Below are 25,230 nucleotides of genomic sequence, written 5' to 3'. Positions count from 1 at the left end.
AGCCCATTTCCAAACCGTTTCTAAAGTATTTTTAAGTATAAATTTTCAGACAGGCCTGTCTGAAAATAATATCAATCTTGAACCAATTCCCTACGCATCCGGCTGATAACAGCCTCATAATCAGGCTTACCAAAAATAGCAGAGCCGGCAACAAACGTATCCGCTCCAGCCGCTGCAATTTCAGCAATATTTTCAGGTTTCACCCCTCCGTCTACTTCTAAAGCAATCCAACGGTGGCTGCAACGCTCGTATTCATCCAATAAATTTCTCACACGGCGCAGCTTGATTAACGTATTGGGAATAAAGCTCTGCCCGCCAAACCCCGGATTAACCGACATAACCAATACCATATCCAATAGATCGAGCACATTTTCCAATACATTCACCGGAGTAGCCGGATTCAACACCAATCCTGCTTTGCACCCTTTATCCCTGATCAAATTCAAGCTTCTGTCTATATGTCGGCTCGCTTCAGGATGAAACGTAATAATGTCTGCCCCCGCATCTGCAAACGCAACAATCAAATCATCTACCGGCTCGACCATCAAATGCACATCTATCGGCACCCGCGAATACGGTTTCAATGCTGCGCAAACCATAGGGCCGAAAGTCAGATTCGGTACATAATGATTATCCATCACATCGAAGTGAATCAAATCGGCGCCCGCATCAATCACTTTTTCCACTTCTTCACCCAAGCGTGCGAAATCAGCAGACAGAATACTAGGGGCTATACGGTAATCAACCACGCTTAAACTCCAACTATATTTTCAGACAGGCATATTATTCCATTCATCCCAAACTGACACAATGACAACAAAACTACAACAAAAGCATCACAATATTCAAAAATAATAAGAATATTAAAATCAAATATATTAACGGAAGTTAACGCCGTAAATACTCTGCTTCACGCCAAAGTCCGCTATATTGAATCCGCTTTAACCTGCTTTATTTAAACGGAATTATGAAATGAAATTTTCCAGCTTGTCTTTCATCAAATATACGGCTGCTACCGCATTGTGTACTTTATCGCTACACGCTTCTGCTGTTGTATTGAGCGATTTTTATCCTAATTGCGATATGCGCTCATTGTCTTTGGATGAAAACCAGCAAAAAGCGCTCCTCCAAATCCGGAATGCACACAAAAAAAATATAGAAAGAGTCAAGATTAGAAACCGGAGTGCAAATTTCTCGCGCAAACAAGAATTAATCAAAGTATTATCAACCGTTCCTTTCAGCAAACACGAAGCCCGCCGCTATCTCCAAAAACGTTATGATTCCGATATGGATCTCGCCGTTGAAGAGCTTTCGGTACAGCATAAAATATTTCAAGTGCTGACTCCCGAGCAACAAGAAAAATGGTTGGCAAACTGTGCCCGATAAACCTAAAGTGCCCGAATTGCTCTCGGGCACTCCTTATGTAATGAAAAACATAACAAACAAACCGACAACAAACCGACCTAACTTAATGTCTCAAAAGTTTTCAGACAGGCATTAATCGTATTACTACCTTGCTTTGATTTTCTGCCATTCGCTTACAATGGTTTTCAACGTATCCGGCTCCATGGGCAGCATCACGAAACTGCTCTTCATGTCTTCATCACTAGGAAATACTACTCTGTCTTCCGTAAACTCTTTACTCATCAATTCTTTGGCTGCGGGCACAGAGGTAGCAAATGAAACGAAATCGCCGTTTCTCGCGGCTACTGTCGGCTCAAGAAAATCATTGATATAGCGATGCGCATTTAACACATTGCCAGCATCTTTCGGTATGGTAAACGAATCAATCCAAATGCCCACACCTTCTTTAGGCATCAACACAGAGATTTTTTCACCCGCTTTTTCCGCCTGCTTTTTGGAAATATTTAAGTTACCACCGAAACCCATCGCAATACACACATCGCCGCGCGCCAGCTCATCCACATAGCTTGCAGAAGTGAAACGCTTTACATTAGGGCGGTTTTTCTTCAAAAGCTCGGTAGCAGCCTGAATATCTTCAGGATTGCTGCTGTTGGGCTTTTTGCCCAAATAATGCAGCGCGAGCGGATACACTTCCGCCGCGCTATCGAAATAGCTGATGCCGCATTTTTTCAGCTTATCCGTGTATGCGGGATCAAATAGCAAATCCCATTGGTTATCTGGCAATTGGTCGGTGCCCAGCGCTTTTTTCACACGCTCGGTATTGATGGCAAACGTATTGCTGCCCCAGAAAAAAGGCACGGCGTATTCATTGCCCGGATCCACTTCCGCCATCATTTCCAAAAGTTTGGGATTTAAATTACGGTAATTGGGAATCAGGGATTTATCGATTTTCTGATAAGCACCGGATTTAATCTGCCGCCCCACAAACGCATTGGAAGGCGCCACCAAATCGTAGCCCGACTTGCCCGACAACACCTTGCCTTCTAAAGCTTCGTCGCTTTCATACACATCATAGGTAACCTTCACATCAAATTGCTTGCCGAAATCGGCTACCGTTTGCGGGTCTACATAGTCGGTCCAATTATAAATTTTCAAATCCTTGGTCGACGGTAGACTCGGCTTTTCCTGCGTAACCTTCGCAGCGGGCTTCGTTTCCTCCTTAGCGCCGCCGCAAGCACCCAAAACCAGTAATGCCGCACCCAACAAAGATAATTTGATGTTCATTTCTCGCTACAACCTCCTGCAATTAATATAGTTATTCAAACAAACAGCCGGCAGCCGCTTATCAGAGAATTTCTAACTTCAGATAAAACGAAAATTTCAGCCCGCAACTGCCTTCATATTTACTTTCAGATTAATCAGGGCTCAAAGGCTGCCCAGTATAAAACAGACCCACCCTTTTGGGTAGGCGCAATATTAAATCTGCGGTAATATTATGAAACATTTTTCCAGTTTTCAGACAGGCATTCCGTATTGCTCGAATGCCTGTCTGAAACCGTTTAAACCTAATACAGAAAACACCATGAAAACTTCCGAATTACGCCAAAAATTTCTCAAATTCTTTAAAAGCAAAGGCCACCAGATTGTGCGCTCTTCCTCGCTCGTGCCACACGACGACCCGACCCTGCTCTTCACCAACGCCGGCATGAACCAATTTAAAGACGTATTCCTAGGCTTTGACAAACGCCCCTACAGCCGTGCCACCACCGCACAAAAATGCGTACGTGCAGGCGGCAAACACAACGACTTGGAAAACGTAGGCTACACCGCCCGCCACCACACTTTCTTTGAAATGATGGGCAACTTCTCGTTCGGCGACTATTTCAAACACGATGCCATCCATTTCGCTTGGGAATTCCTCACTTCCCCCGAATGGCTGAACCTTCCGAAAGAAAAACTCTTGGCCACCGTTTATGCCGAAGATGACGAAGCCTACAACATCTGGCAAAGCGAAATCGGCCTGCCGTCTGAAAAAATCATCCGCATCGGCGACAACAAAGGCGAACGCTACGCCAGCGACAACTTCTGGCAAATGGGCGACACCGGCCCCTGCGGCCCCTGCACCGAAATTTTCTATGATCACGGCGAGCACATCTGGGGCGGCCCTCCGGGAAGCCCCGAAGAAGACGGCGACCGCTTCATCGAAATCTGGAACTGCGTATTCATGCAGTTCAACCGCGACGAACAAGGAACTATGAACCCGCTACCCAAGCCAAGCGTAGATACCGGCATGGGCTTGGAGCGCATGGCAGCCGTGATGCAGCATGTGAACAGCAACTACGAAATCGACCTGTTCGGCAACCTGCTCAAAGCCGCCGCCCGCGAAACCGGCACCGAATTCAGCATGGAAGTGCCCAGCCTGAAAGTGATTGCCGACCACATCCGCGCCTGCTCGTTCCTGATTGCCGACGGCGTGCTGCCGAGCAACGAAGGCCGAGGCTATGTGCTGCGCCGCATCATCCGCCGTGCCGTGCGACACGGCTACAAACTCGGCCAAAAAGGCGCGTTCTTCCACAAACTCGTACCGGATTTAGTAGCCGAAATGGGCGAAGCCTATCCCGAATTGAAAGAGAAGCAAGAAGCCATCATCGAAGCCTTGCGCCATGAAGAAACCCGTTTCGCCCAAACCCTCGAAACCGGCATGGCTTTGCTGGAAAACGCCCTTTCAGACGGCCGCAAAATGCTGGACGGCGAAATCATCTTCAAACTCTACGATACCTACGGTTTCCCCTACGACCTTACCGCCGACATCTGCCGCGAACGCGGTATCGACATGGATGAAGCCGGTTTCGAGCGAGAAATGGAAGCCCAACGCCAACGTGCCCGCGCTGCGCAAAGCTTCAAAGCCGACACCCAGCTTGCCTACGACGGCCAAGACACCGAGTTCAAAGGCTATACCGAGCGCAAAACCGAAGCCAAAATCCTCGCCCTTTATAAAGACAGCGAACCCGTAAACGAATTGAACGAAGGCGAAACCGGCGCGGTTGTGCTGGATAACACCCCGTTCTATGCCGAAAGCGGCGGTCAAGTGGGCGATGTGGGCTATATCTTCGCAGGCGAAAACCGCTTTGAAGTACACGACACCCAAAAAATCAAAGCTGCCGTGTTCGGCCAATTCGGCGTCGTATCATCAGGCCGTCTGAAAGTGGGCGACAGCGTTACCGCCGAAATCGACAACGATATCCGCGATGCCAATATGCGCAACCACAGCGCCACCCACCTGATGCACCGCGCCTTGCGCGATGTATTGGGCAGCCATGTAGAGCAAAAAGGCTCGCTGGTCACCGCCGAAGTGACCCGCTTCGATATTTCCCATCCGCAGCCCGTTACCGCGGAAGAAATCGCCGAAGTAGAACGCCGAGTGAATGCCGCAATTTTGGCCAACGTAGCCGTAGATGCCGACATTATGAGTATGGAAGACGCCCAAAAAGCCGGCGCCATGATGCTCTTCGGCGAAAAATACGGCGAGGAAGTGCGCGTGCTGAAAATGGGCGATTTCTCCACCGAATTGTGCGGCGGCACCCACGTTAAACGCACCGGCGACATCGGCCTCTTCAAAATCATTTCCGAAGGCGGTATCGCCGCAGGCATCCGCCGCATCGAAGCCATCACCGGCCTGAACGCTCTGAAATGGGCGCAAAACCAAGAGCGTTTGGTTAAAAACATCATCACCGAAGTAAAAGCCCAAACCGAGCGCGACGTATTGGGCAAAATCCAAGCCAACGCCGCCCAAACCAAAGCGCTGGAAAAAGATTTAGCCAAAGCCAAAGCCGAGCTTGCCGTACATGCCGGCGCAAAACTTTTGGATAACGCCAAAAACGTAGGCGAAGCCAAACTCGTGGTTGCCCAAATCGAAGCCGACGCAGCCGCCTTGCGCGAAATCGTTACCGACCTTACCGGCAAATCCGAAAAGGCTATCGTGTTACTTGCCGCCGTAAACGACGGCAAAGTTTCCCTGTGCGCAGGCGTTTCCAAACCCTTAACCGCTAAAGTAAAAGCAGGCGACTTGGTGAAATTTGTCGCCGAGCAAGTAGGCGGCAAAGGCGGCGGACGGCCTGATTTGGCGCAGGCGGGGGGTACGAATGCGACTAAATTGCCTGATGCTTTAAAAACTATTAACGACTGGATTAATAACTTAATAAATTAACAGTATGGTTATTAAATGGATAATAACATTGTTATTATCCATTTTATTAACTTAACATTTTGTGGAGAAAACGAATGAAATTGGAATCGGTTAATATAAAAAACTTCAAAACTTTAGAAGATATTAAAATAGATTTTTCAGGTTATTACACGGCCATTTCAGGAAAAAATAATGCAGGCAAATCAAACCTTATAAATGTGCTAAGACAAATATTCAAAGATCAGTTAAGAGAACGTTATTTTTTTAGTAGAGATGATGACTTTCGCTATCAGGAGGCAAAAACCCAGTGGGTGGATGGGAATCCAGATATCGAATTACACTATAAAGTATCTATTGGTGAAAGTACTGATCCGGGATTACATCAATTTGTAAAACGCATCACAGAAACTAATGATTTACAATCTGTTATTCAGCTTGAGTTATCTTTAGTTATAAATCAAAAAAATGAGAGAAAACAGAGTTGTTTAGTGGATGGACATACAGTTTCAGAATATGCAGCGCAAGAAATTTTTCAAAAACTTGCTAGTTCTAATCTAGCATTTATGCACGACTCTGCTGCACGAGATTTTTCATCAATCTATGGAAGGATGAATTATCTGCATGAGATTATTTTTACAGAAGAAGAAAAAAAACAATTATTAGATGAACAGAAAAAATTGCAAAATAAAGTAAAAAGCATATCAAAAGCACATAAATCTGAATTATCTGATTTATTGGGAAATTTGGAAGATAAATATGAAGTAGAGTTTTCTATGTTAGATATGTACACAGGTTCCTTGCCTTTCACTATGAATCTAAAAGATAAAAATGTTGATGTTCCTCTAGATGATTGGGGAAGTGGAACCAAAAATAGAACACATATTTTAATGTCTATTTTGCAAGCAAAACGTATTAAATCTAAGGTTGATCCTAATAGAATTACACCATTTGTCATGATTGAAGAGCCTGAAAGTTTTTTACATCCATCAGGCCAAGCAGAATTTGGTCGTGTATTACGAAAATTAGCCAAAGAATTAGAAATTCAAATTATTGTAACGACCCACAGTCCATATATGTTATCCCAAGAGGATGTCAAATGTAATGTTCTTCTTGATAGAAAAATTTTCCGTAATAAATTAAAACAAACAGAGAAAGTTGAGTTAGAGGAGTCAAACTGGATGACACCGTTTAGTTTAATTTTGGGATTGGATAATTCTGAATTTGAGGGTTGGAAAACGGTATTAACTACTAATAACAAAGCTGTTTTATTGGTAGAAGGGGAAATAGATAAAAAATATTTAGAGCATATCAATTCTCTTAATCATGCTAAATTTAAAATACCTAACAATGTAGAAATTGTTGCTTATGGTGGAAAAGATGCACTAAAAAATTCAATTTTACTAAAATTTATAATCCAAAAATTTGAAAAAGTCCTAATTACTTTTGATTTAGATGCCAAGTTAGAATTAGAACGCATAATGAAACAAATTAATTTAATTGAAGGCAAACAATATATTTCAATTGGTATAAATAAACCTGGTCAAGAATGTATTGAAGGCTTAGTTCCTGATTCAATCCGAGCCGAAGTATTTTCAAAAAATACGGATTTGGTAATGAAATTATCTGCCCAAGACACTATTGCTCGTAAATCAGCCAAAAATGAAATCAAACAAAAAATACTTGATAGTTTTACAAAGAAAAGAGTTTCTGTGGAAGAATTGAAAAATTTTCAAACTTTATTTAAAGTTATTACTCAAGAATTATCAACAGAAAAGAATGCTTCTCGCTAATGGTTTGTTCTTTTTCAAATATTTTTTTCGGAGACCCTGAGTTTTATTTTTATCAGTTTTAAAAGTTCACCTACACTTAATTTGATTCTATATTTCATTAAACAAGGCCGTCTGAAACTTTTCAGACGGCCTAAACCAATCGCCGCTGCCTGACAAACACTTTCCCGCTGGGCTATAATCCCCATCTGTTTATCTAACTGTGAAAGCCGTTATGAAAAAATATTTTTGACCGCCGCAACTCTGCTGATTGCCGCTTGCGGTTTTCATTTGAAATATGCGCTCGATAATTCGGGTTATCTGCTCTACTTATCTTGACCGATTTGTCGGATACAAATATCCGACCTACAAAGCTCAATAAAACAAGGTGTTGATTCTAAAATCTATGGTTAATACAAATGCCTGTCTGAAAAACCAACTTAATGTTTTTCAGACAGGCATTTTTTAAGTAATGGATATAGTCAATCAACTTCAAAATAGTGCACGCATCATATTCGGGCTTGACCCGAATATCTCCCAACATTATTGGAACTCAAGATACTCGGGTCAAGCCCGAGTATGACGGTGCTTTTACAATTTAAATGGTTTGACTATACGGCTTTAATCAATCTTCGCCTTTAATAATTTCATCGGCAATGCCCATGGCTTGGAAGCTGTCGGGGTCGGCGAGTTTCCACATGCGGTCGAGAATGGGACGGCCGCAGTGGCCTGTAATCAGCGAGCCGGGTTCAATGAATTGATAGTGTTCAGACAGGAGTTTGATCCAGCCGTCGGGCTGGCGGCGCACGATGTGGTGCGGTTTGAGCTGTGAGGGATGGGTGAGGCCTGTGCTGCCTACGATTTCGGCCAGTGCTTTTAAAGTGTTGGCGTGGAAGTTTTTCACGCGCTCGGATTTGTCGGGCACATCCAAGGCTTTCTGACGCGATGGGTCTTGGGTGGCTACGCCTGTGGGGCATTTGTTGGTGTGGCAAGAGCGGGATTGGATACAGCCCACGGCAAACATGAAGCCGCGCGCGCTATTGCACCAGTCGGCGCCGAGGCTCATCATTTTAGCGATGTCGAAACCGCTCACGATTTTGCCGCTCACGCCTACTTTAATTTTATCGCGAATGCCTGCGCCGACCAGGGTGTTTTGCACGAAAATCAGAGCATCAACCAGCGGCATGCCGAGTGAATCCATAAATTCTACGGGCGCGGCGCCGGTGCCGCCTTCTGCGCCGTCAACCACGATGAAGTCGGGGTAATTATCTTCTTCTATCATGGCTTTAACGATGGCCATAAATTCCCACGGCATGCCGATGCAGAGTTTGAAGCCTACGGGTTTGCCGCCGGAAAGTTCGCGCAGCTGCTGCCAGAATTTAACCAGTTCGCGCGGGGTGGAGAATGCGGGGTGGCTGGGCGGGGAAATGCAGTCTATGCCCATGGGCACGTCGCGGGTTTTGGAAATTTCTTCGGTGATTTTGGATGCGGGCAATACGCCGCCTTTGCCGGGTTTGGCGCCTTGCGAAAGCTTGATTTCGATCATTTTCACTTGCTCGAGCGCGGCGCGTTTGGCGAAAGTTTCGGGATTGAAATTGCCTTGCTCGTCACGGCAGCCGAAATAGCCTGTTCCCAGCTCCCAAATCAGGTCGCCGCCGTGTTTTTGGTGATAAGGGCTGATGCTGCCTTCCCCTGTGTCGTGGGCGAAGCCGCCCATTTTGGCGCCTTTGTTAAGAGCTTCGATGGCGGCGGCGGAAAGTGCGCCGAAGCTCATGGCGGAAATATTGAACACGGATAAGTCGTAAGGTTGCAGGCAGCGCTCGTTTCCGATATGTACGCGGAATTTGCTGTCGCTGATTTTATGGCTGTTGCCGGAATGGAGAAACCATTCGCTGCCGGTTTTGTTGAGGTCGTTGATGCTGCCGAATGCGGTGGTGCTGTCTAAATTTTTGGCACGTTGGTACACGAGCGAGCGCTGTTGACGCGAAAACGGCACTTGTTCTTGGTCGTCTTCCAGAAAATATTGGCGGATTTCGGGGCGGAAGTTTTCCAATAAGAATCGGATATGGCCGCCGATCGGGTAGTTGCGTAAAATGGCGCGGCGTTTTTGGGTAATATCGTGGATGCCGAGCGCGGTAAATGCGAGCGATATGATAAAAAGCCACCAAATCTGCCACAGCAGGCTGATGACGGTTAATGCGATAAACAGCCAAAACAAACCGTAGCGCGGCATAATCAGGAAGCCGTAGTTTGCGGAATGGGTGTTGGTGGGTTTGGGTTCGCCTTGTGACATGCGGGTTCCTAAAATATAGAAAATAATAAGTTGGTTATGGTTATGTATCATTTTAAGATTATACGCTATGGCGGTATAAATGGATAAGTGCTCGGTATCGGCGGCTGGCTTATATGGCGAACAATAATGCCTGTCTGAAACACTCTTTCAGACAGGCATTGTGTCACGGCGGCTTAGCGGTTAATCGTCTTTATCGCGACGCTTGTCGCTTCTTTCATCGTCTCTGTCGCGATCGTCATCCCTATCGCGGTCATCTTTTCTGTTTCTGTCGTTATCATGATCGTCATCGTCGCGATCTCTACCGTCATCGGTATCGCGGCGGTCGTGATCCCGCTCTCTATCGTCGGCTTCGCGTTCATATTTTGAATCTCTGTCGTCGCGGTCTGAATCTTCGCCGCGGCAGGCGCTCAAGCTCAATACTGTTGCCAAGCATAATAACCATAGTTTTTTGTTTTGTTTCATTGCGCTTCCTTATCTTGCGAAAACCAAAGCCTGTCTGAATCTATTTTCAGACAGGCTTTTACTCGAAATAACTGCTAATCAAACTTCCATTACGCTGGCCTTTGCTGCGCCTTGTTTCACTTCAGCAATTTTCTTTTCCCGCTCGGCACTATCGGCATACATCATGCTGGTGCCGATAATTTGGCCGTTGGCCGCTTTCAAATTGAAGTAGGATTGACCCGAGCTGCTCTCTTTCAATTCGTAGCGCCCTTCTTGATCTGCATTCTTACGCACGGATTCTATGCCGTTTTGCGCTGCGGCTTTGCTGCTGTATTGCTCGCTGCGCAGGATTGTTTTGCCTTCGGCACCCACAAAGTTGAAATGGTATGCACCGGTATCGCTTTTTTTCAATTCAAATGTCGCCATAATTTACTCCTTTGTTATAAAGTATGTTCATCATCAACCAACTTTTGCGGCAAACTATAATCAACTGCAATACTGCTTGTCAACAAACCCCAAAAGCATAACTACTGAAAAATGAATAATTTCCGGATAATTTATGTCCTGCGCGCCGCCATTCGTTTGCCTGCTTCAGCCAGCTCTTCGGTAGGAATATGTTGTTTGCCCATTTCGAATAAAGGCTCTTCCACCGCCAAGTGGGCCGTGTAGCCATCGGTAAAGCGTTTCATCAGATGCTCGTTTGGAATGTGTTGCGGGTTGGTTTTAAGCCGGGCAAACTCTTCATGCAATGCCAACCAGTTTTCATACAGGCTTTCGTGCTGTTTTTCCAACTCTTCGATGCTGCTTTGTGCTTGGGGCGCGTATTTGAGCAGCAGCGGAAAAAAATCCTGCTCTTCGTCTTGATGGTGCAGCGGCGCGGCCACGGTAAAATATTGGACAATTTGCTTAACGGCTTGTTCCGCAATTTCGTTGAAGCCATTTTCAGCAATATAAGCGGACAACATGTTTATCTGGCTGCAAAAGCGGCGCACTTTTTCATGGCAGGCATAAAGCATTTCTATCGGCTCGGCGAAGGTAACGCTGCGTGTGTCGAATAAATTCATCGTGACATCCTTTTTCTGATTCCCGGTTACTTTAACAGGTAAAAGCAATGGGAGTTAACCCTTCCAAAGAGATATATAGTCAATCAAATTACTTTTACTACGTCGTTGCTGCGCCTTGCCGTACTATCTGTACTGTCTGCGGCTTACTGCCTTGTATTAAAAATAAGTTGATTGACTATATTCATTAAACCAACAAAAAATTCAGACAGGCATATGCCTGTCTGAAAACAATTCTAAAGAGTATGGTTTATTTGTGTTTGTAAAAGCGGCTGCCGAAGTAAGCATCTGCGCCTTCGCGCAACAACACCAGCGTTATCGCGGCAAGAGGCAGGCCGACCAGCATGCCGACAAATCCCATCAGCTGTCCAAATGCCATCAGAGAGAAGATTACCCAGAAAGGCGATAGGCCGATGCGGTCGCCCACAATTTTCGGCGTGATGAAAAAGCTTTCCAAAAATTGGCCAACCCCAAACACTCCCCACACCATCAACAGCCCTTGCCACGAACCGAATTGAAGCAAGGCCGCAACGGTAGCCAGCAGCAAGCCGGTGAATGCGCCCAAATAAGGCACAAACACGAGAATACCGGCAATCATGCCGATGGCGAAACCTGAGTCCAGCCCAACCAGCATCAGGCCTAGTCCGTAAACCAAGCCCATAATCAGCATAACCATCAGCTGACCGCGCAAAAACTCGCTCAACACTTTATCCATGTTGCCGGCAATCCGTGTGTAGCTTTCGATAAAGCGGCGCGGCACCAAAGCACGGAGACCGTGCGACCAGCGCTGCCAGTCGAGCAGGAAGTAATACAACAGAAAAGGCAACAGCAGCAAATTGCTCAAACCCATTACCACATTGCCGCTTTGCCGCATAAGCGCGGGGGCAGCCTGTTTCAATGCTTTGCTCAACTCTCCGGTTTGCGATTGCAGCCACACCGCTACGGTATGAGTATTGATGGTCACCCTGTCGCCCACCATATTGTTCAGCCAAGGCAATATCTTATGTTGGATAAAATTCACGATTTGCGGCAGCCGCTCCAGCATATTGCTAAACTGATTAATCAGCATCGGCACAATCACCAGCACCAAAGCCAGCAACAACACCAAAGCCGACACCATAACCAGCATGGAAGCCAAGCCGCGTTTAACACCATGGTTGCGCAGCTTTTCCACCAGCGGGTTCAAAATATAAGCCATCACAGCGGCAACGATAAAAGGTGTCAGAATATTGCCCAAAGCATAAAGCAGCCACACGAATAATATCAACACCACGCACATGGTAATCCATGGCCTTATCGGGCGCGCTCTCTTTTGATACATAAACTTTCCTTCGTTTGAAATGCCTGTCTGAAAAACCATTTCAGACAGGCATGATGCGTTTAATCTTTTAACTGCCGGCGCTCATACACGGCCTGCGCCAGTGTGCCTGCATCCACATATTCCAGCTCGGCACCCAACGGGATGCCGCGGGAAAGTCGGCTCACTTTATACGGCAGGTTTTTAAATAATTCAGACAACACATAAGCCGTGGCATCGCCTTCGGCAGTGAAATTAGTGGCGATGATGATTTCTTCAACCTCACTGTTTTTCAGCCGTTCGATTAGAGGGTTGAGCGCAATATGTGTTAAATCCATACCTTGAGCGGGATCAATTTGCCCCATCAATACAAAATAAAGCCCGTCGTGGCAGCGCGCCGCTTCTATACCCGCTACGTCGGCAGGCATATGCACAATCATCAAGCGGCGCGGGTCGCGCTCGGCATCGGCGCAGATGGGGCAGATTTCATCTTCGCAGAATGTATTGCATAGGCGGCAGTGCCGAATCTGCTTGAGCGCATGCTGCAATGCCGCCATCAGTTCGGCCGCACCTTCCCTGTTATGCTGCAAAAGCTGATAAGCCATGCGCTGGGCGGATTTGGGGCCTACATTGGGCAATACTTTCAAAGCATTAATCAGGCGGCCGAACGCATCGAGTTTACGGGTCATTTCTTTGGTTTTATAAATGTTTCAATAAATCCAGCGGTTTTTCAATGGAAAAATCCACCGGCCAATCTTCCACAGTATCGTCTTGCGAGATATAGCCCCACTCGGCCAAAACCGATGTCATACCGGCTTTTCTGGCGGCAATCATATCGCGTTCTGCATCGCCCACATAAAGGCAGGCTTCCGGCGGAATACCGAGTTCGGCGCAGGCGTGGCGCATGGGTTTGATGCTGGGTTTCGGCTCTTCGCAGGTATCGCCGCTCACCACCACCGCCGGCTCTTCCGCGAATGCCAGCTTGGGCACCAGGCGGTCGGTAAAAGTTTGCGGCTTATTGGTAATGATGCCCCATTTCAAACCGCGGTCAACCAATTTGCCGATTAATTCGTTGATACCGTCGAACAAAACCGTATCTTTATCAAAGCATTGTTCGTATTCGGCCAAATAGTTTTTACGCCAGCGGTCATGATGCGGATGGAAAGTAGAAATGCCGGCGCCCAGCATAATCAACCCGCTCGCACCGTGGCTGGCAACGGGGCGGATTTCTTCCATCGGCTTTTCCGGCAAACCGTGTTTGCGAAGCAGTGAATTCAATGCACCGCCCAGATCAAGAGCGGTGTCGGCTAAAGTACCGTCGAGGTCAAATAATACGGCTTGGATAGTCATTGTGAATTATTCTTTCTGTAAAATGCCTGTCTGAATTTTTTCAGACAGGCATTTTAACATTAATGCTGGTGGTGATGTTCATGGCTCTCATGAATAGGCATTTTGCATAGTAAATCATCGCCATGCGGGTGCACCCTGCTCTCCGTTTGCACCGTAACATGTTGGATATTCTCGTGTGCCAAGCTATGCTCCAAACGGTAAACAATCTGCTCCGCATCGGCAACACTCATACCACCCTCCACCACAATATGGCAAGATAAAGCATGTATGCCGTTACTGATGCTCCACACATGCAAATCATGCACGGAATCTACACCTTCGGTTTGTCGGATAATGCCGGAAATATGGTCTAAATCCACATCAACCGGCACACCTTCCATCAAAATATGGGAAGCACGCTGCATCACGCCCCAGCCGCTTCGCGCAATCAAAGCCGCCACCAACATACTCGCCAGCGGATCAGCCCACTGCCAGTCAAACGCCATCATCAACAAAGCCGCTGCAATCGCACCCAGCGAACCGAACAAATCACTCAACACATGCAGATAAGCGCTTTTCATATTGAGATTTCCCTCGGTATCGCTGTTTTTCAACATATACCAAGCCACCCATACATTAACCAGCAAGCCCAGCGTGCTGACCACCAACATGCCAGCCGTCGACACCGGAGGCGGCTGGATAAAGCGGCCGATCGCCTCCCAAGCGATCAGAAGCGAAATCACAAGTAAAGTCAGCCCGTTAAACGCCGCAGCCAGAATTTCAAAACGCTTATAACCAAAAGTTTTATAACGGTTTACCGAACGCTCGCCGAGCTTCATCGCCAGCAGCGAAATACCCAAAGAAAGCGCATCGGAAAACATATGCCCTGCATCGGAAAGCAATGCAAGGCTGTTGGTCACCATACCGCCAATCACCTCAATCAGCATAAACACGCCGATAACTATCAATGAAGTGCGCAAAACCTGCTTATTGGCTGTGTGGCTGTGGTGATGCTCATGAGATGCAGACATGGCGGCCTCCCGAACCTTAAAAAGCTATTCCGATAGGTTGGATGAAAATATTTTCAGACAGGCATATCATACAGCCAAATAGATTATTAAGTTTAAATATTTAACCTTTCTGCCATCTTCAAGGCTGAACACTAAAATAACGGAAATTCTACATTACGCTGATTCTTCAAAGTGTGATGGTGCATATAATATATGCCTGTCTGAAAACCACTTTTTCAGACAGGCATTTCCATCATTCCAATATTTGCTGTCACACTCGTGCCCAACCTGAATATCTTTTTACCCATGCCCGGTCTTACTTATTACCGTCTCACTATAAATCAGTATTGAAGTGTGCGCCGACATTACGTTTTTGACGTGCGGCGGCATCGGCTACGGCTGTGGCGCACAGCAAGAGATTGCGGTCTTCATATTCCCGTGCGGTTTGCGGTTCGGGCAAATTATGCAACCAACTATTTAAAATGGCCTGTGCTTCGGCCAAGCCTTGATGATTGCGCAGAATGCCCAAATAGGATGCAGTCAGGCGGTGCAGATTTTCGCGGTTGAATACGGGCAGGTTTGAGGGCGGATTCGCCGGTGTGTGAACGCTTGGCTCGGTGTGTTTCAACAAAATCTGTTTCCCGCCCTTCTCTATCCGTTCCGCCGCTTTGCGCGCCGTAACCACGCATTCCAGCAGCGAATTGCTGGCCAAGCGGTTGGCGCCGTGCAGGCCGGTGCAGGCGGCTTCGCCCAAGCAGAACAGGTTGGCGATTTGGGTTCTGCCGCAAGTGTCGGTGGCCACGCCGCCGCAAGTGTAGTGCTGCACAGGGCAAACGGGCATGGCTTCGCGGGTGATGTCGATGCCGTTTTCCAGGCAGTGGGCGTAAATGCTGGGGAAGTGGCTGCGGATAAATTCGGCGGGGCGGTGGCTGATATCGAGCCACACGAACGGTTCGCTTTGCTTGGCGATTTCGCGGGCAATGGCGCGGGCGACGATGTCGCGCGGTGCCAGTTCAGCCAAGGGGTGCCGACCCAGCATAAAGCGTTCGCCTTTTTGGTTGCGCAACACGCCGCCTTCGCCTCGGACGGCTTCGGAAATCAGAAAAGTCCGCCCGTCTGTTTTATGCGGCAAAGCCAAGCCGGTGGGGTGGAACTGGATAAACTCGGCGTTTTCGATGGTGCAGCCTGCCCGCAAAGCCATGGCAATGCTGTCGCCCGTACATTCCGGCGGCGTGGTGGTGTGCGGATAAATCTGCCCCAAGCCGCCACCGGCCAACACGGTATAGCGGGCGCGCCATTCGGCTGTGTTGCCGTCTTGCTGCGACAGCACGCGCAAACCGCAGGCCGTGCCTTCGGGATTTTTCAAAACATCCAGTGCCATATGGCGTTCAAACACATGGATATTGGCTCGGTTGCGCAAGGCTTGATGCAGATTTTCCATGACTGCCTTGCCGGTGTGGTCGGCAATATGGGCAATGCGGCGCATGCTGTGGCCGCCTTCGCGGGTTAAATGCAGCAGGCCGTCTGAATTTCGGTCGAACGGCACACCAAATTGCAGCAGCCATCCAATCGCTTGGCCGCCTTGCACCAGAATTTCACGCACTGCCGTTTCGTCACACAAACCCGCTCCGGCGGTTAAGGTGTCGGCCACATGTTTTTCCAACGTGTCGGGATCATACAAAACCGCAGCAATGCCGCCTTGAGCATGGCTGCTGGCACTGTGTTGCAGGCGGTTTTTGCACAAAACGGCGATGCGGCAGCTTTCAGGTAGCGAGAGCGCCAATGTGATGGCAGCCAAGCCGTTGCCGGCGATGATCACGTCCCATTCGGTGTTCATCATGCAGGTCCGATTCCGTTGAAAGCGTCTGGTTTAGGTTGTTTTAACGCAGCGGCAAAGTTCAGCATACGGTCGAGCGGCAGTTTGGCGGTACGGCCCAGTTGCTCGTCCAACAAGATTTCTCCGGTTTTGTTTTCCAGCGCATGGCGGATACCTTGCAGCGAATTCATCGCCATCCACGGGCAGAACGCACAACTTTTGCAGGTGGCGCTGTTGCCGGCGGTGGGTGCGGCGATAAAGGTTTTATGCGGTGCGTGTTTGCGCATTTCGTGCAGAATGCCTAAATCGGTGGCCACAATAAAGGTATGCTCCGGCCGCTCGATCGCGGCTTTCAACAGCTTGCTGGTCGAACCGACCACATCGCCCAATTCGGTTACGCCTGCCGGAGATTCAGGGTGTACCAACACCACAGCTTCGGGATGCTTGGCTTTGAGGGCGGCCAGTTCGGACGTTTTAAACTCGTTGTGCACAATGCACGAACCTTGCCACAGCAACATATCGGCGCCGGTTTCTTTGCGGATGTATTCGCCCAAATGACGGTCGGGGCCCCAAATCAGCTTTTTGCCTTGCTGATGCAGATGCGTGGCGATTTCCAGCGCAATCGAAGAAGTAACCACCCAATCGGCACGCGCTTTGACGGCAGCGGAAGTGTTGGCATACACCACCACCGTGCGGTCGGGATGCTGATCGCAAAACGCGGCAAATTCATCGGCCGGACAACCCAAATCCAAAGAACATTCCGCTTCCAAATCCGGCATCAACACGGTTTTTTCGGGGCTGAGGATTTTGGCACTCTCACCCATAAAGCGCACACCGGCCACCACCAGCGTTTGCGCGGGATGTTCCGCACCGAAGCGCGCCATTTCCAAAGAGTCGCCCACGCAGCCGCCCGTTTCCAAAGCCAAATCCTGAATCAGCGGGTCAACATAGTAATGTGCTACCAATACGGCATCGTGCTGCTCCAATAAATCACGGATGTCGTTTTTCAGACGGCCTGTGGCTTCATGGGACAAAGGCTCGGGCACGCGCGCCCACGCTTGGCGGATTTGGCAGGCGGAAGTCGGTTGGTTCGACAAGGGGGCATCGTAGTCGAAAGCGCGGTATTGGCCGGTTTGCATGGCAGGATTCCTCTTTATCTTTATCGGGTGTCATTTCTTTTTTTCTATTATGCTCATCTTGAGTATAATGGGCAAGAAGAAATCTGCGGCACGAGGTTTCAGACAGGCATTGCGCTAGAGCAGATAAACTTATTTTTGATACAAGGCAGCAAGCCGCAGACAGTACGGGTGGTACGACAAGGCGCAGAAAAGCCGTAGCAGAAATAAAGTTTATTTGCGATATGTGCAGTAGAATGCGGTTTTCAATCAATAACTAGACGCAGAGCAGATGGATTCATTTCCCGAAGTAAGCGGCAGCGTTGAAGGCTTGGTGGAATTGGTGGCGGTGTTGATTACCGTAACCGGCGGCCGGCCGCGCGTGCTCACCGTTGATAACGGCAGCCTGCTGCTCAACGGCCCTTTGCTGCCGGTACACCGCTCGCTTCAGGCGGGCGTGCGCGTTTGGGTGGCGAAGAAAACCGGGCAGCCTATGGGCTATGTGGAACAGCTCTACACCTTTATCGATGCCGACCGCAAAAACGAGCAGGGCTTGCCCGTGCTCTATGTGAGCTATTTGGGCTTGGTGCGCGAAGCCGACGAAACGATTTTGAGCGGAACCGCCAGATGGTGCGATTGGTACAGCTATTTCCCGTGGGAAAACGCCTGCTGTGCCGGGCATGAACAGACCGTCGCCCATATCGTGCAGCATATCCGCCGCTGGGCCAATACGGCCGACACCGAAGCCGGGCGGCAGGAACGCTTAAACCGCATGAATTTGTGCTGGGGTTTGGCACCTTACGAATGGTCGGAAGAATATGTGCTGCTGCGCTACGAATTGCTGTATGAAGCAGGGCTGATTCACGAATCGCCGGAGCGGTCGGCAGAATTTGATCCGGCCTTTACAGGCAAGTTTATGGCACACGACCACCGGCGCGTATTGGCCACCGCCATGTCGCGTGTGCGCGCCAAAATCAAATACCGCCCGATTATTTACGAATTGCTGCCGCCGCAATTTACCCTGTTGCAATTGCAGCAAAGCATCGAAGCGCTCACCGGCCGCAGGCTGCACAAACAAAACTTCCGCCGCCAAATCAAACATCAGGATTTAATCGAACCGATAGCGGGCAACACCGCCGGAGGCATCGGTCGCCCCGCCCAGCTTTATCAATTTAAAGACAACGTATTGCTGGAAAGCCTGATTTCCGACATCAAGCTGCCGTTGCGCAAATAAACAAACTTTATGGAGAACCTTATGCAGCAAGCCGCCACTTCGCCTTTATTGTTTCCCTTGCCCGACGTAGTGTTGAAACCCTTTGTCCAACAAGCCCTGTTGGAAGATTTGGGGCGGCGCGGCGACGTAACGTCTGCGGTGGCGATTCCCGCCGGTGTGCAGGCCGAATTGGCCGTGGTGAGCCGTGAAAACGGCGTGCTGGCCGGTATGGATTTGGCCCGGTTGGCGTTTGCGGAAACCGATTCGTCGATTGAATTTCAGGCTTTAGCAGCAGACGGCACCGATATTCGGGCAGGCCAAGTGTTGGCTAAAGTGAAAGGTTCCGCACATGCCCTGCTTACCGCCGAACGTACCGCGCTCAACTACCTTACCCATCTGAGCGGCATTGCCAGCATGACCGCCGCCGCCGTTGGCGAAATCAAAGATTATCCAACGCGCATCACATGCAGCCGCAAAACCATTCCCGGCCTGCGCGCACTGCAAAAATACGCCGTGCGGGCAGGCGGCGGCTGCAACCACCGCATGGGCTTGGACGATGCGATTCTGATTAAAGACAACCACTTAGTCTATTCAGACGGCCTCTCTGAAACGGTGAAGCGTGCCAAACAGCTTGCCGGCCATCTGATTCCCGTTGAAGTGGAAGTGGACACTTTAACCCAGTTGGAGCAGGCCTTGGCGGGCGGTGCGGATTTGGTGCTGCTCGACAATATGGACAATGAAACGCTGAAACAAGCCGTAGCCATGTGCTGCGGTAAAGCACGTTGCGAAGCCTCGGGCGGCATCACGTTTAACCGCTTGCGCGAAGTGGCCGCCACCGGCGTGGACTTTATCGCGCTGGGTTATCTGACGCACAGCAGTCGATCGCTGGATATAGGGTTGGATTTTTTAAGTTGAAGCACAATCAAAATGCCTGTCTGAAAATTTTTCAGACAGGCATTTGTGTTACTTCAGCATCAATACCCGCACTTTGCTGCCGGCTTTTATCAGCGTATTCGGCGGCACGTCGCACAAGGCATTGGCCGCCACGCAAGTAGCCAACATAGCCGAGCCCTGATTAGGCAGCAGGCGGGCGATGGTTTCTCCGCTATCGACCGTTTCAACCCGAACCCGCAGAAACTCGCGGCGTTTGATGGCTTTTTTGGTGGTAAATGCGGCGGAAACATATAACTCAGCAAGCTGCCAATCTGCTTCATTTTTGCCCATTAATTTGTTCAACACCGGCAGCAGCAATATCTGCCCGGTCACAAACGCGGAAACGGGATTACCCGGCAATACAAATATATGCGCGCCGCCCGCTTTGCCCCAGGCAAACGGTTTGCCGGGTTTGATGGCGATACTGTGCTCGGTCAGCACGCCGATATTCTGCAAGGCCTGTTTCAGGTAATCCGCATCGCCCACCGATGCGCCGCCGCTGGTAATAATCACATCATATTGTTCGCCCGCCTGCTGCAAAGCGGTTTGGGTATGCGCCAAATCGTCGGGCAGAATGCCTCCGTCGTCGGTTTCGATGCCCAAATTGCGCAGCCATGCAATCAGTTGGTAGCGGTTGGCATCGTAAATTTTGCCCTTGCCCAATTCGGCACCCGGCTCGGTAAGTTCGTTGCCGCTGGAAAACACAACCGCCTTCATTTTCCGGTACACCGGCAGCTCGCGGTAACCCTGCGATGCGGCCAAGCCCACGGCAGCGGCAGACATCATGCTACCGCGTGCCAGCAAAATATCGCCTTCTTCGATTTCCTCAGCTTTCAGCCGCATATGCTGCCCTGCTTTGATGGCCACATCGGCATGCAACTTGTCGCCTTCAACCCGGCAGTCTTCCTGCAACACCACCGCCGTGGTTTGCGGCGGCAATGCGGCGCCGGTAAAAATGCGAACGGCCTGCCCGTGCTGCAAAGGCGTGTCGCTGGTTTCGCCCGCCATAATCCGACTGACTACGGTAAAGTCTTGCAAGCCGCCCTGATTGTCGCACACGGCATAGCCGTCCATCGCGCTGTTGTCGAACAAAGGGCTCGGGTAGCGCGCAATCAGCGGCTCCGCCAGTATCCGACCCATGCTTTCAGACAGGCATACGGTTTCGCTGCCCTGGCGGCAGGAATGTGTGGCAAGCAATTGGGTGAGCGCAGTTTCAAAATCAAGCATGTGGGTTCTCCATATCTTGCAAGGTATTGTAGTTTCGGAATTCGGCTTCGTTTGGAAAATACACAGCGCGTGCACGGTGTTCACGCAGCCAGCCCCGTATGCTGCGGCCGCCTGCATCAAGATAAGCGGCAACCGAACCGAGCAAATCCGTGTGCACCAGCATCACACCGTGATGTCGGTGTGTTTCGGTAGCAGCATAAAAAGCGCGACACCCGGGGTTTTGTTTTGCCGCCGCCATTAACCTGCCGCATAAATCTTGCGGCAAATGCAAGGTATCGCAAGGCACGACAAGCAACCAATCGACATCAGCCAACACAGTTTCAGCCGCGCTGGCCAACGCGGCAAGCGGACCGCAGTTTTGGTAAGCCGGCAAATCGCCAAACACCAGCGGCACACGCTTTGCATATTCCGCTTGATTGCGGTTGGCACTCACGGCAACTTGGGCACATGGCACATTCAAGCGGCGGATGATATGGTCGATAAACGCCGCTCCCTCATACATTGCCAACCCCTTATCGCAACCGCCCATGCGGCTGCCCTGCCCGCCTGCCAAAATTAATGCGTTCAGCGCCATTTATCTGCGGCCTCTGCATCGCTTTGTTTGGCTTCCACCCAGTGTTCACGCCCGTCTGAAAAACGCTCCTGCTTCCAAAACGGTGCTTGGGTTTTCAGATAATCCATCAAAAATTCGGCCGCAGAAAATGCGGCTTTGCGGTGTTCGCTAGCCGTTAACACCAATACGATTTGGTCGTCTGCCTCCAACAGCCCCACCCGGTGGATAACGGTGCAGGCGGTTAGCGGCCAGCGCGTTTCGGCTTCATGCGCAATGCGTTCGATTTCATGCTCGGTAACTTCGGGATAATGCTCCAGAAAAAGGTGGAATAAAGGCGTGTCGGTATCCCTGTCGCGCACCCGCCCGACAAATGCCGCCACCGCACCGGTATTTTCAGCATCTTTCAGCAGCGCGTCATATTCGTTTTGCAGATTGAAATCCGCTTCCTGCACGCGCACGGTCAGTTTCATCTTCAGCCTCCCGTTACCGGCGGCAGCAACCCCACCTCGGCACCGTCGGGAATCTCTGCGCTCCACGGACTAATCTGCTTATTAATCACGATGCGGAATATTTTGTCTTCAGCCAACGCATCGTTCCATTCTTCCCCGCGGGCGCGCAGCAGCTTAAGCAAATCATTACCGTTGCCACCCGGCCATTCGATGGTTTCATGCTCGGTTTGCAAGCGCTGTTTCAATACGCCGAAATAAAGAATGCTGATCATGTTGAAATGCCTGTCTGAAAAAATGAAATACAGGCGGATTCTACCTGAATTCCGTAAGCTGGGAAGATGCCCTATTCTTTAGTAGAATTGAAGCTAGTTCTTCTAAATGCTACTTTTGGCCTAATCCTTAATTAAGTTTATGAACGGCCCCTTATGAACAGCCACCTCAGCCTCTCATCCCGTTTGAAACTGCTTACCGCGTTTGGCGTAACGGCAGCCTTGGTATCCATTGCTTTTACGCTTGTTTTATCTTGGCGTATGGAAGGCGCGGGCGCAGCCATCAACGATGCAGGCAGCTTGCGTATGCGCACTTATCTTATGGCTTTCAAGCTCGCAAAAAATGCCGATAATGAAACTATCCAGCCCGATATTCAAGAATTTGACCGCATCCTTACCAACCTGCAAAACGGCGATCCGAAACGCCCGCTCTTTTTGCCCGAATCGGAAGAGATTCACGAGCAGATGGAAAAAGTGGTGCATCACTGGCAAAAGCTGACCCGCCCCATGCTGTTTGCCTCCGCTACCCATCATCAGCCTGCTTCGGCCGAAACTGTACAAAACTTCGTTAAAGAAATCAGCCGGCTGGTTCATCTTACCGAACTTGAAAACGCCCGCGACACCGAATGGCTACGGCTTTTTCAGACAGGCCTGATGATTATGGTGTTGATTGGCGCGGCGGTGATGATGGTTTTACTCTACGCTTGGGTTATTCATCCGATTAACAATTTACGGTTGGGAGTGAAAGCCATTCGAGCCGGACGGTTTGGTAAAAAAGTGGCGCTCGGCAACGTGGCCGAATTTGCCCAACTTGCCGACGGCTTCAATCAAATGGGTGCCCATCTGCAAAAGCTCTACAACAACCTTGAGCAGGAAGTTCAGTGCAAAACGCAAGACCTTGCCCGCAAAAACCATGAGCTGGAAACACTCTATCAAACCACCCGCCAACTCCACCAAACACATGCGTCCACAGAAGCCGCACAAGATTTTCTCAACCATGTGCTGCCGCAAACATCAGCTTCCGCCGGCAGCGTTCGCCTGCTGGATTTCACACGCAACCGCATGGATTTGGCAGCCAGTAAAGGCCTGCCTGAAAATCTGCAAACTGCCGAACAATGCGAGCGTTTGGAAGCTTGTTTTTGCGGCCACGCAGCCAGCCGGGCCGATGAACAAATAGTGCATTTCTTCCACAAAGAGCCACCTGCCCAAACCAACCTTTGCGAAAAAATCGGTTTCAAAGACGTGGCCGTATTTCATGTGCGTCATAAAGAGCAGGATATCGGCATTTTTACACTCTATTTCAAAGAAGAAACCACACTAAAACCCGCAGAAACCGATTTATTAAATACTTTATGCGACCAGCTCGGTTTGGCCATAGCCAATATCCGGCTCATAGAAGAAAACCGCCAGCTTGCCGTTTTACAGGAGCGCAATCTACTGGCCCAAGGCCTGCACGACAGCATCGCACAAACCCTGACTTTCCTAAACCTGCAAGTACAAATGCTTGAAAACGCCATGCAAACCGGGCAGCAGGAGCAGGTTCAGGAAAATATGAATTTCATCAAAGAAGGCGTGCAAGAATGCTATGACGACGTGCGCGAACTTCTGCTAAACTTCCGCACAAAAGTCAGCAGAAAAGACTTTACCGAAGCAGTTGAAACCCTAGCGAAGCGGTTTACCCAGCAAACGCATATTCCGGCCCAGGTTAACTGGCAAGGGCATGGTTTGCCGCTCAGCCCGGAACAGCAGCTGCAAGTGATATTCATTTTGCAGGAAAGCTTATCCAACATCCGCAAACACGCCCGCGCAGACAGCGTTGAAATAACTCTACAAAACAACCAAGATTTCATTCTGAGCATCCATGATAACGGCATCGGGTTCAGCCCCGAAAGGCTGAAGGCCATGAGCAACAACCATGTCGGCATCGGTATTATGCACGAGCGGGCGCGCAGAATTCATGCGGATCTAAACATAGCTTCCGCACCTGGCCAAAGCACCACCATCACATTGACTTTACATGAAAATAAAAGAGAAGCCACATGAGCATCAATATCGTACTGATCGACGACCACACCCTTTTCCGCAGCGGCATTAAAGCCCTGCTCTCCCGCCAAGAAGATTTCAATGTTGTCGGCGAAGCTGAAGACGGCTTGGCCGGCGTAAAAATCACGGAGCAGTTACGCCCCGACATCGTATTGCTGGATTTGGATATGCCGGTAATGAACGGACGGGAAGCATTGGAGCAAATCCTCAATGCCAACCCTGAGCAAACCGTGGTGATGCTTACCGTATCGGAAGACAGCGAGGATCTCACCGAATGTATGCGCTTGGGCGCGCGCGGCTTTCTGTTGAAAAACATCAATGCCGATTTTCTGCTTGATTCTATCCGCAAAGCCGTAGATGGCGACAATGTATTCTCACCCGAAATGACCGCCCGCTTGGTTCAATCGCTCATTTCTCCTACACCTGCGCCTAAAAACAACCAGCTTGCCGGTCTGACGCCGCGCGAGCTGGAGATCCTCGGTTATCTGGCTGCCGGCCACAGCAACAAAATCATCGCCCGCCGCCTCGATTTAGCCGAGTCCACCATTAAAGTGCATGTGCAGAATATTTTGCGCAAGCTGGAATTAAGCAGCCGCGTGCAAGCTGCGGTGTATGCCGTGCAACATAAAGTGCCGCAGCCCGACTAAGCCGCCGGCTGCAAACGCATTCATTCAAGGAACCGCCATGAAGAATCTGAAACCGCTTTACCGCGCCGCCTGTTTGGGTATATTGACTGTTACGCTTTCATCTTGCGGCATTTTTTCATCAAGTAAAAAACCCAAAACCCATGCGTCTAAAAGCAGCGTCAAACCCGTACGTATTAAGCACATCAGCCAGCAAGAAGGCGGGCGGGAGCTGATTTTA

At 49.5% G+C, this 25,230-nt stretch carries 23 protein-coding genes and 1 pseudogene; 8 read left to right on the top strand and 16 right to left on the bottom strand.

The window, feature by feature from the left end; translation table 11 throughout:
* Positions 1–71 precede the first annotated feature (71 nt).
* On the bottom strand, positions 72–749 hold the full coding sequence (rpe, locus tag HMPREF9370_RS06530) for a ribulose-phosphate 3-epimerase (protein ID WP_009116610.1): 678 nt from the start codon (positions 747–749) through the stop codon (positions 72–74).
* 223 nt (positions 750–972) lie between these two features.
* On the opposite strand from rpe, the gene HMPREF9370_RS06525 reads away from it, so the two are divergent.
* Positions 973–1,386, top strand: coding sequence for a Spy/CpxP family protein refolding chaperone (locus HMPREF9370_RS06525; RefSeq protein WP_009116609.1), 414 nt, complete (start codon positions 973–975; stop codon positions 1,384–1,386).
* Positions 1,387–1,509: 123 nt separating this feature from the next.
* Here HMPREF9370_RS06525 and HMPREF9370_RS06520 read toward each other — a convergent pair whose 3' ends face one another.
* A complete protein-coding gene (locus HMPREF9370_RS06520) occupies positions 1,510–2,649 on the bottom strand; it encodes a polyamine ABC transporter substrate-binding protein (protein ID WP_009116607.1) in 1,140 nt (379 codons plus the stop codon).
* A gap of 298 nt (positions 2,650–2,947) precedes the next feature.
* On the opposite strand from HMPREF9370_RS06520, the gene alaS reads away from it, so the two are divergent.
* Positions 2,948–5,572 (top strand): alanine--tRNA ligase, encoded by a 2,625-nt coding sequence (gene alaS, locus HMPREF9370_RS06515; protein ID WP_040666998.1) that lies wholly within the window; start codon positions 2,948–2,950, stop codon positions 5,570–5,572.
* A 74-nt stretch (positions 5,573–5,646) separates the two neighbouring features.
* Entirely contained in the window at positions 5,647–7,341 is a 1,695-nt protein-coding gene (locus HMPREF9370_RS06510) for an ATP-dependent nuclease (protein WP_009116605.1), read from the top strand.
* Between the two features lie 601 nt (positions 7,342–7,942).
* Here the strand turns inward: HMPREF9370_RS06510 and HMPREF9370_RS06505 are convergent.
* From HMPREF9370_RS06505 to nadA, 10 genes are all read right to left on the bottom strand, one after another.
* Complete coding sequence (locus HMPREF9370_RS06505; RefSeq protein ID WP_040666996.1) at positions 7,943–9,610, bottom strand: FMN-binding glutamate synthase family protein; 1,668 nt, start codon at positions 9,608–9,610, stop codon at positions 7,943–7,945.
* 180 nt (positions 9,611–9,790) lie between these two features.
* Positions 9,791–10,072, bottom strand: a complete 282-nt coding sequence (locus HMPREF9370_RS06500) for a hypothetical protein (RefSeq protein WP_009116601.1) — start codon at positions 10,070–10,072, stop codon at positions 9,791–9,793.
* 78 nt (positions 10,073–10,150) lie between these two features.
* Complete coding sequence (locus tag HMPREF9370_RS06495; protein WP_009116600.1) at positions 10,151–10,477, bottom strand: YegP family protein; 327 nt, start codon at positions 10,475–10,477, stop codon at positions 10,151–10,153.
* A 131-nt stretch (positions 10,478–10,608) separates the two neighbouring features.
* Positions 10,609–11,115: a hemerythrin domain-containing protein gene (locus HMPREF9370_RS06490; RefSeq protein WP_040666994.1), complete on the bottom strand. Its 507-nt coding sequence runs from the start codon at positions 11,113–11,115 to the stop codon at positions 10,609–10,611.
* Positions 11,116–11,362: 247 nt separating this feature from the next.
* Positions 11,363–12,433 carry an AI-2E family transporter gene (locus HMPREF9370_RS06485; protein WP_040666992.1) on the bottom strand — a complete coding sequence of 357 codons (1,071 nt, stop codon included), beginning with the start codon at positions 12,431–12,433 and terminating at the stop codon, positions 11,363–11,365.
* A 59-nt stretch (positions 12,434–12,492) separates the two neighbouring features.
* The gene (gene recR / locus HMPREF9370_RS06480; RefSeq protein WP_009116597.1) at positions 12,493–13,098 is read right to left on the bottom strand and encodes a recombination mediator RecR; all 606 of its coding nucleotides are present in this window, start codon (positions 13,096–13,098) and stop codon (positions 12,493–12,495) included.
* A 10-nt stretch (positions 13,099–13,108) separates the two neighbouring features.
* Positions 13,109–13,759: an HAD family hydrolase gene (locus HMPREF9370_RS06475; protein ID WP_009116596.1), complete on the bottom strand. Its 651-nt coding sequence runs from the start codon at positions 13,757–13,759 to the stop codon at positions 13,109–13,111.
* Between the two features lie 59 nt (positions 13,760–13,818).
* Complete coding sequence (locus HMPREF9370_RS06470) at positions 13,819–14,769, bottom strand: cation diffusion facilitator family transporter (RefSeq protein WP_009116595.1); 951 nt, start codon at positions 14,767–14,769, stop codon at positions 13,819–13,821.
* A 313-nt stretch (positions 14,770–15,082) separates the two neighbouring features.
* Positions 15,083–16,585, bottom strand: coding sequence for an L-aspartate oxidase (gene nadB / locus HMPREF9370_RS06465; RefSeq protein ID WP_040667522.1), 1,503 nt, complete (start codon positions 16,583–16,585; stop codon positions 15,083–15,085).
* Positions 16,585–17,703, bottom strand: a complete 1,119-nt coding sequence (gene nadA / locus HMPREF9370_RS06460) for a quinolinate synthase NadA (protein ID WP_009116593.1) — start codon at positions 17,701–17,703, stop codon at positions 16,585–16,587. The genes nadB and nadA overlap by 1 nt, the downstream gene beginning before the upstream one ends.
* Before the next feature lie 268 nt (positions 17,704–17,971).
* Here nadA and HMPREF9370_RS06455 point away from each other — a divergent pair, with 268 nt between their 5' ends.
* Together HMPREF9370_RS06455 and nadC are read left to right on the top strand one after the other, a co-directional pair.
* Positions 17,972–18,913, top strand: coding sequence for an NUDIX hydrolase (locus HMPREF9370_RS06455; RefSeq protein WP_009116591.1), 942 nt, complete (start codon positions 17,972–17,974; stop codon positions 18,911–18,913).
* 21 nt (positions 18,914–18,934) lie between these two features.
* Positions 18,935–19,807, top strand: coding sequence for a carboxylating nicotinate-nucleotide diphosphorylase (nadC, locus tag HMPREF9370_RS06450; protein WP_040666990.1), 873 nt, complete (start codon positions 18,935–18,937; stop codon positions 19,805–19,807).
* 48 nt (positions 19,808–19,855) lie between these two features.
* Here nadC and HMPREF9370_RS06445 read toward each other — a convergent pair whose 3' ends face one another.
* From HMPREF9370_RS06445 to HMPREF9370_RS06430, 4 genes are read right to left on the bottom strand one after another with little or no spacing between them, the layout of a single operon-like run.
* Entirely contained in the window at positions 19,856–21,052 is a 1,197-nt protein-coding gene (locus tag HMPREF9370_RS06445; protein ID WP_009116589.1) for a molybdopterin molybdotransferase MoeA, read from the bottom strand.
* Positions 21,045–21,626: a molybdenum cofactor guanylyltransferase MobA gene (gene mobA, locus HMPREF9370_RS06440; RefSeq protein WP_009116588.1), complete on the bottom strand. Its 582-nt coding sequence runs from the start codon at positions 21,624–21,626 to the stop codon at positions 21,045–21,047. The genes HMPREF9370_RS06445 and mobA overlap by 8 nt, the downstream gene beginning before the upstream one ends.
* Positions 21,617–22,075 (bottom strand): molybdenum cofactor biosynthesis protein MoaE, encoded by a 459-nt coding sequence (locus HMPREF9370_RS06435; RefSeq protein ID WP_009116587.1) that lies wholly within the window; start codon positions 22,073–22,075, stop codon positions 21,617–21,619. The genes mobA and HMPREF9370_RS06435 overlap by 10 nt, the downstream gene beginning before the upstream one ends.
* A 2-nt stretch (positions 22,076–22,077) precedes the next feature.
* Positions 22,078–22,326, bottom strand: a complete 249-nt coding sequence (locus tag HMPREF9370_RS06430) for a MoaD/ThiS family protein (RefSeq protein WP_009116586.1) — start codon at positions 22,324–22,326, stop codon at positions 22,078–22,080.
* Positions 22,327–22,479: 153 nt separating this feature from the next.
* On the opposite strand from HMPREF9370_RS06430, the gene HMPREF9370_RS06425 reads away from it, so the two are divergent.
* The 3 genes and pseudogenes from HMPREF9370_RS06425 to HMPREF9370_RS12195 all read left to right on the top strand — a co-directional run.
* Positions 22,480–24,366 (top strand): type IV pili methyl-accepting chemotaxis transducer N-terminal domain-containing protein, encoded by a 1,887-nt coding sequence (locus tag HMPREF9370_RS06425; protein ID WP_009116585.1) that lies wholly within the window; start codon positions 22,480–22,482, stop codon positions 24,364–24,366.
* A complete protein-coding gene (locus tag HMPREF9370_RS06420; protein WP_009116584.1) occupies positions 24,363–25,013 on the top strand; it encodes a response regulator in 651 nt (216 codons plus the stop codon). The genes HMPREF9370_RS06425 and HMPREF9370_RS06420 overlap by 4 nt, the downstream gene beginning before the upstream one ends.
* A 37-nt stretch (positions 25,014–25,050) precedes the next feature.
* Positions 25,051–25,230: pseudogene (locus HMPREF9370_RS12195) on the top strand (hypothetical protein); the annotation flags it as partial.

Origin of the sequence: Neisseria wadsworthii 9715 (genome assembly GCF_000227765.1) — a bacterium.
Taxonomy (GTDB): Bacteria; Pseudomonadota; Gammaproteobacteria; order Burkholderiales; family Neisseriaceae; genus Neisseria; species Neisseria wadsworthii.
Note: the sequence above shows the minus strand (reverse complement) of the source record. Positions and strands in the feature narration are given on the sequence as shown.

Excerpts from the sequence above, each read along its gene's own strand:
- HMPREF9370_RS06525 (WP_009116609.1), top strand. The coding sequence starts at position 973 with ATGAAATTTTCCAGCTTGTCTTTCATCAAATATACGGCTGCTACCGCA.
- HMPREF9370_RS06520 (WP_009116607.1), bottom strand. The coding sequence starts at position 2,649 with ATGAACATCAAATTATCTTTGTTGGGTGCGGCATTACTGGTTTTGGGT.
- alaS (WP_040666998.1), top strand. The coding sequence starts at position 2,948 with ATGAAAACTTCCGAATTACGCCAAAAATTTCTCAAATTCTTTAAAAGC.
- HMPREF9370_RS06510 (WP_009116605.1), top strand. The coding sequence starts at position 5,647 with ATGAAATTGGAATCGGTTAATATAAAAAACTTCAAAACTTTAGAAGAT.
- HMPREF9370_RS06505 (WP_040666996.1), bottom strand. The coding sequence starts at position 9,610 with ATGTCACAAGGCGAACCCAAACCCACCAACACCCATTCCGCAAACTAC.
- HMPREF9370_RS06500 (WP_009116601.1), bottom strand. The coding sequence starts at position 10,072 with ATGAAACAAAACAAAAAACTATGGTTATTATGCTTGGCAACAGTATTG.
- HMPREF9370_RS06495 (WP_009116600.1), bottom strand. The coding sequence starts at position 10,477 with ATGGCGACATTTGAATTGAAAAAAAGCGATACCGGTGCATACCATTTC.
- HMPREF9370_RS06490 (WP_040666994.1), bottom strand. The coding sequence starts at position 11,115 with ATGAATTTATTCGACACACGCAGCGTTACCTTCGCCGAGCCGATAGAA.
- HMPREF9370_RS06485 (WP_040666992.1), bottom strand. The coding sequence starts at position 12,433 with ATGTATCAAAAGAGAGCGCGCCCGATAAGGCCATGGATTACCATGTGC.
- recR (WP_009116597.1), bottom strand. The coding sequence starts at position 13,098 with ATGACCCGTAAACTCGATGCGTTCGGCCGCCTGATTAATGCTTTGAAA.
- HMPREF9370_RS06475 (WP_009116596.1), bottom strand. The coding sequence starts at position 13,759 with ATGACTATCCAAGCCGTATTATTTGACCTCGACGGTACTTTAGCCGAC.
- HMPREF9370_RS06470 (WP_009116595.1), bottom strand. The coding sequence starts at position 14,769 with ATGTCTGCATCTCATGAGCATCACCACAGCCACACAGCCAATAAGCAG.
- nadB (WP_040667522.1), bottom strand. The coding sequence starts at position 16,585 with ATGAACACCGAATGGGACGTGATCATCGCCGGCAACGGCTTGGCTGCC.
- nadA (WP_009116593.1), bottom strand. The coding sequence starts at position 17,703 with ATGCAAACCGGCCAATACCGCGCTTTCGACTACGATGCCCCCTTGTCG.
- HMPREF9370_RS06455 (WP_009116591.1), top strand. The coding sequence starts at position 17,972 with ATGGATTCATTTCCCGAAGTAAGCGGCAGCGTTGAAGGCTTGGTGGAA.
- nadC (WP_040666990.1), top strand. The coding sequence starts at position 18,935 with ATGCAGCAAGCCGCCACTTCGCCTTTATTGTTTCCCTTGCCCGACGTA.
- HMPREF9370_RS06445 (WP_009116589.1), bottom strand. The coding sequence starts at position 21,052 with ATGCTTGATTTTGAAACTGCGCTCACCCAATTGCTTGCCACACATTCC.
- mobA (WP_009116588.1), bottom strand. The coding sequence starts at position 21,626 with ATGGCGCTGAACGCATTAATTTTGGCAGGCGGGCAGGGCAGCCGCATG.
- HMPREF9370_RS06435 (WP_009116587.1), bottom strand. The coding sequence starts at position 22,075 with ATGAAACTGACCGTGCGCGTGCAGGAAGCGGATTTCAATCTGCAAAAC.
- HMPREF9370_RS06430 (WP_009116586.1), bottom strand. The coding sequence starts at position 22,326 with ATGATCAGCATTCTTTATTTCGGCGTATTGAAACAGCGCTTGCAAACC.
- HMPREF9370_RS06425 (WP_009116585.1), top strand. The coding sequence starts at position 22,480 with ATGAACAGCCACCTCAGCCTCTCATCCCGTTTGAAACTGCTTACCGCG.
- HMPREF9370_RS06420 (WP_009116584.1), top strand. The coding sequence starts at position 24,363 with ATGAGCATCAATATCGTACTGATCGACGACCACACCCTTTTCCGCAGC.